General features: G+C 59.2%; 5 protein-coding genes. 2 read left to right on the top strand and 3 right to left on the bottom strand.

Annotated features, from left to right (window positions below):
• The 3 genes from phhA to ACIQ0Q_RS08190 form a co-directional block, all read right to left on the bottom strand.
• Positions 1 to 809 (bottom strand): phenylalanine 4-monooxygenase (phhA, locus tag ACIQ0Q_RS08200; RefSeq protein ID WP_395772451.1); only part of this gene is annotated, 809 nt, incomplete at its 3' end.
• 62 nt (positions 810 to 871) lie between these two features.
• On the bottom strand, positions 872 to 1,630 hold the full coding sequence (locus tag ACIQ0Q_RS08195) for a rhomboid family intramembrane serine protease (protein ID WP_395772450.1): 759 nt from the start codon (positions 1,628 to 1,630) through the stop codon (positions 872 to 874).
• A 58-nt stretch (positions 1,631 to 1,688) separates the two neighbouring features.
• A complete protein-coding gene (locus ACIQ0Q_RS08190; RefSeq protein ID WP_395772449.1) occupies positions 1,689 to 2,675 on the bottom strand; it encodes a TerC family protein in 987 nt (328 codons plus the stop codon).
• A 204-nt stretch (positions 2,676 to 2,879) separates the two neighbouring features.
• On the opposite strand from ACIQ0Q_RS08190, the gene ACIQ0Q_RS08185 reads away from it, so the two are divergent.
• Both ACIQ0Q_RS08185 and ACIQ0Q_RS08180 read left to right on the top strand, forming a co-directional pair.
• The gene (locus ACIQ0Q_RS08185) at positions 2,880 to 4,055 is read left to right on the top strand and encodes a class I SAM-dependent rRNA methyltransferase (RefSeq protein ID WP_395772448.1); all 1,176 of its coding nucleotides are present in this window, start codon (positions 2,880 to 2,882) and stop codon (positions 4,053 to 4,055) included.
• A 20-nt stretch (positions 4,056 to 4,075) separates the two neighbouring features.
• On the top strand, positions 4,076 to 4,981 hold a 906-nt coding region (locus tag ACIQ0Q_RS08180), incomplete at its 3' end, for a L,D-transpeptidase family protein (protein WP_395772447.1).

The raw sequence follows: 4,981 nt of genomic DNA, 5'->3' as shown, positions 1-4,981 counted from the left end.
GGAATCGGTTCAAGACTTTTCAGTTGCCCATACACTGGCTCGAAATCGGCAAAGGTGGCCTCGAATAGTTGTTGGAAGCTGTCGATGACGAAATAGGTTTTCTGGTAGGTGTCGATACGGTAACGCGTGCGCATCACGCGCTGCAGATCGAAGCCGATGCGGTTGGGTGCAGGTGAATTTAGGCTGTAGTCGCATTCGCCCTTCGAGCTCAGAATGCCGGCACCGAAGATACGCAGGCCATCGGCGGTATTGATTAGGCCGAATTCGACCGTATACCAATACAGCCGGGTCAGTTGTGCCAATGCTTCGGTGCCGAAGCCGTGCGCGCGCAGACCGCCCTGACCATAGGCACGCATATAATCGGCGAATACCGGATTCATCAGCAGCGGCACATGGCCATACAGATCATGGAATAGATCGGGTTCCGACAGGTAATCGAGCTGGTCGGGCCGACGGATCCACCAGGTCACCGGAAAGCGGCGGTTGGCCAGATGCGTGAAGAAGTCCAGCTCCGGCAGGAGACCTTCCACGCCGATAATCTGCCAGCCGGTGGTGGCGTGCAGAATCGCATTCAATTCACTGAATTTGGGAATGGCTGCCTCGCTCATGCCCATGGCGGCGGTAGCGTCCAGAAATTCGCGGCAGGCCTGCTGCCCGATTTGGGCTTGCTGGCGACGGAACAGAGTGCGCCAGACCACATGGTCGGTTTCGCTGTAGTGTTCCCACGGCTGCTCGACCACGGCAGTGGTGTAAACCGGCACCGAGCCTTTGTCGGTCTGCTGGTGTTCTACGCGTTGCGGTGTGGTCATGGCGGATTCCCCGGTGCTTGCCGGCATTTTACTCCGCTTACCGCGTCCGGGCATGATTCCGATCAAGAATCGGGGCGCCGGAACGGCAACACTTTGTCCCCGCCGCGGGGTTCCGGACGCTGCCAGAGCACCGGCACCTCCTGCGCTTTCGGCAGCTGCAGCTCCGCATCCGCATCGCCGGCCTCAGGCTCCAGGTCCCAGCTGTAAAGACGCTCCGGGGCTTGCTCGTCCCATCCGGCGAAGAGCAGGCCGCACACGAAGCCGACTAACGCGCCGGACAGATGGTATTCCCAAGACACTCCGGCCTCCTGCGGCAAAACCGAAAGCACCATGCCACCGAAGAAGAACAGGGCCAACATCAATCCGGCCAAGGACATCCGATCGCGTCGACGCAGGCCTTGGGCGATCAGAAAGAACATCAAGCCGACCGTGACGCCACTGGCGCCGATGTGGTGGCCGCCGAGACTGATGAACCAGGTGCCTATACCGGAAACGATCCAGACCACAGGCAATGCCGCCCGGCTAGCGCGTGGAAACAGGCTGCCGGCGAGGGTGCCCAAAATGAGAATGGCGAAGGCATTCGAGGCCAGGTGCTCGAACGAGCCATGCAGCATTGGCGCGCTGAGTATGCCAATCAGTCCCTCTGTTTTCTGCGGCTCGATGGCCAGCGCCCGGGTATCGAACAGCCGGTCCTGCATCAGAAATACCGCCAACAGCATGGCAATCCAGCTCAGGCTGAGTGTCAATGCGCGGTTGAATTGCCGTTTTACACGCCCGAGATAGGCGGCGTTGCGGGTTTGGTAAAGGGTTTCGGCATCCATTGAAAGGAAGTGGGGGCTGTGCCCGAAAGCACAAGCCCCGTTTCCCGGCGAGCCGGGATTATTCGTCCTTGAGCAGGTATTCTTCGCCGACCACGGCCTTTTTTTCCTTCGGCTTGAACATCAGGCTGAACGCCATGGCCGCGGTAATCAGCGCCGCCACCACGCCCAGCGAAATGCCGACCGGAATCTTGTAGAAATCCACAATCAGCATTTTCACGCCGATGAACATCAACACCAGCGCCAAACCATAGGCCAGCAGATGGAATTTCTCGGCCATGCCAGCCAGCAGAAAATACAGCGCGCGCAGGCCAAGCACCGCGAACACGTTCGAGGTCAAGACAATGAACGGATCGGTGGTGATGGCGAAAATGGCCGGAATCGAATCGACCGCGAAAATGACGTCGGTGAACGCGACCATCATCATCACCACGAACAGCGGCGTGTATTTCTTGATACCGTCTTCGCGCACGATGAAGGATTCACCGTGGTAATGACGGGTCAATGGCAGGTGACCGGTAATCCAGCGCAGAATCGGGTTTTTCTCCATATCCGGCTCTTTTCCGGCCGCCCACAGCATTTTAGCGCCGGTGGCCAGAAGGAACAGACCGAAGAAGTAAAGGATCCAATGGAACTGCTGGATCAATGCGGCGCCGATGAAAATCATGATCGCGCGCAACACGATGGCACCCAGGACGCCGTAAATCAGCACACGCTGCTGCGAGGGTGCCGGCACCGCGAAGTAGGTGAAGATCATCAGGAACACGAAAATGTTATCGACCGCCAAGGCTTTCTCGACCAGATAACCGGTCAAAAACTCCATGCCAATCCGGTCGGCATCCGGACTGCCGCTGTCTTTCAGGTACCACCACAGACCGGCGTTGAAAATAAAGGCCAATGCAATCCAGGCCATGCTCCAGATCAGGGCTTCTTTGGTGCTGACCTTATGCGGCCCATTGGCTTTAAGCACCAACAGGTCGACGAGTAGCGCCAAGATGACAAATATAGTGAAAACCGCCCACATGGTGGGGGTGGCAATGCTGATCATGCAAAACTCTCCATTCGCAACAGAATAAAACCCCGAGGGCATCGAGGTGCTGCGAAGGTCTTGCTAGCAGATGAACTGCCTATCGCACCGGGGGCGGCGGCCCCGTGCTGACGACGCGATAGCGGGAGCTACTCCCCTTCGGCGCCCATCATAGCCGGATAGCCCGGAAAAGTCATCTTGCGCGTTTACGCTTACAATACAAACATGAGCCTGAGCACCGAGTTACCTTTCGTCCGCTTGAAAATCGAGCGCAAATCGACCCACCCCTGGATTTTCCAGAAAATGGTGGAAAAACCCGAGCAAAAGCCGCGCCCCGGCAGCATCGTGGATATCGTCGACGCCACCAACCACTGGGTCGGCCGTGGTTTCTACAACGGTCACTCGCGCATCGCCCTGCGGGTGCTGACCGAGGATTTCGAGGAAGCGGTCGATGAGGCCTTCTTCCAGCGCAAGATCGCCGAAGCGGTCGCGTTGCGCCGCGAGCTATTGCAATTGGATGCGGTGTCCGATGCCTGGCGGGTGGTGCACTCCGAGGGCGATGGCCTGTCCGGTCTGGTGGTCGACCGCTACGGCGATCTGCTGGTGGTGGAGTTCTTCTCGGCCGGGGCTTTCCGCCATCGGGAATGGATTTACGCCGCTTTGCGTGCGCAATTCCCGGGCTGTCGCTTCTACAGCTTTGCCGAGGAGCACGTGCAAAAGCAGGAAAGCTTCGACTTCCGTGCCCCCGATGCGCCCGAGCCGAGCGTGATCACCGAATACGGTCTGAAATTCCGCGCCAGTCCCGGTTCCGGCCATAAAACCGGTTTCTTTGCCGACCAGCGCGACAACCGCGAGTATCTCTCGCACTTGGTGAAAGACAAAACGGTACTGGACATCTGCTGCAACTCCGGCGGATTCGCCATTTATGCCAAAGCCCGCGGCGGCGCCAGCGAAGTTACCGGCATCGATCTGGATGAGGAAATCCTCGAGATTGCCGGCAAGAACGCATATTTGAATAATGCCAAGGTCAAGTTCGTGCAGTCCGATCTGTTTCCCTACCTGCGCGATGCCGCCGCCCGCGGCGATGCCTGGGACGTGGTGATTCTGGATCCGGCGAAACTGACCCGCGACCGCGAGCAGGTGATTTCGGCGCTAAAAAAATACAACGACATGAATAAGCTGGCGATGAGCGTGGTCAAGCCCGGCGGTATCCTGCTGACCTGTTCGTGTACGGGTCTGGTCAGCGAAGAGGACTTCCTTGACATGATTCGCCGTGCGGCCTTTTTCGCCGGACGCCGTGCCCAAATTCTTAAAGTGTCGGGCGCTGGCGCCGACCACCCGTATATGGCGCATGTGAAGGAAAGCCGTTACCTTAAAGCCGTGTTCTGCCGCATTTTCTGACCCCCGCCCGGAAGCCCACCATGAAAAAAATCCTGCTCGCCACCGCCCTGACCCTCGCCCTGTCTTCCCTGCATGCGCAGGCCGCACCGCAGGCCATGCCGGCCAATACCCCGAGCGAAGCGCTCAAGCCCGGCCAGTGGGTCTGGTATGCCGAAGCCGTGCCGCAGGGTCCGATGCTGATGCTGGTCAGCATCACCCAGCAGAAAGCCTATCTGTACCGCAACGGCGTGCGTGTGGCGGTGACCACGGTCAGCACCGGCAAGAAAGGTCACGACACCCCGACCGGCGTGTTCACCATTCTGCAGAAGAACAAAGATCACAAATCCAGCCTGTACAAGGATTCGCAGAACCGGCCGGCGGCCATGCCTTACATGCAGCGCCTGACCTGGGACGGCATCGCCCTGCACAGCGGCAATCTGCCCGGCTACCCGGCTTCGCACGGCTGCGTGCGCATGCCTGATGGTTTCGCCCGGCGCCTGTTTGCCGAAACCGAACTCGGCATGACCGTCATCGTCAGCAACGACAAGATCACCAGTCCGCAGAATGTGGTTGATCCGACCCTGTTCGCGCAGTCGGTGAACGAGAAAGGCAAAGTGGTGCCGGTCGAGCCGCTGTCGACGTATGAGGCCTACCGCTGGCAGCCGGAGAAATCCCCGTTCGGCCCGGTCACCGTGCTGATTAGTACGCGTAACCAGACCGTGATTGCGCTGCGTAACGGCATCGAAATCGGCCGTTCGAAAATCGGAGTGGTCGGTGGCGAACCGTTCGGCAGCCAGGCCTATGTGGTCATGGACGGCGTCGGTACCGAGCCGAGCCAGATCGTGCCGGATGAGATGGAACTGAAATGGCTGCGCGTCAATGCATCCGCCAGCGGCGTCGCGCCTGCCGCCGGCTTGGATCCAGCTGCCATTAGCCGTATCGCAGTG

This window comes from Arenimonas sp., from assembly GCF_044348765.1.
Taxonomy (GTDB): Bacteria; Pseudomonadota; Gammaproteobacteria; order Xanthomonadales; family Xanthomonadaceae; genus Arenimonas.
Note: the sequence above shows the minus strand (reverse complement) of the source record. Positions and strands in the feature narration are given on the sequence as shown.

Excerpts from the sequence above, each read along its gene's own strand:
- ACIQ0Q_RS08190 (WP_395772449.1), bottom strand. The coding sequence starts at position 2,675 with ATGATCAGCATTGCCACCCCCACCATGTGGGCGGTTTTCACTATATTT.
- ACIQ0Q_RS08185 (WP_395772448.1), top strand. The coding sequence starts at position 2,880 with ATGAGCCTGAGCACCGAGTTACCTTTCGTCCGCTTGAAAATCGAGCGC.
- ACIQ0Q_RS08195 (WP_395772450.1), bottom strand. The coding sequence starts at position 1,630 with ATGGATGCCGAAACCCTTTACCAAACCCGCAACGCCGCCTATCTCGGG.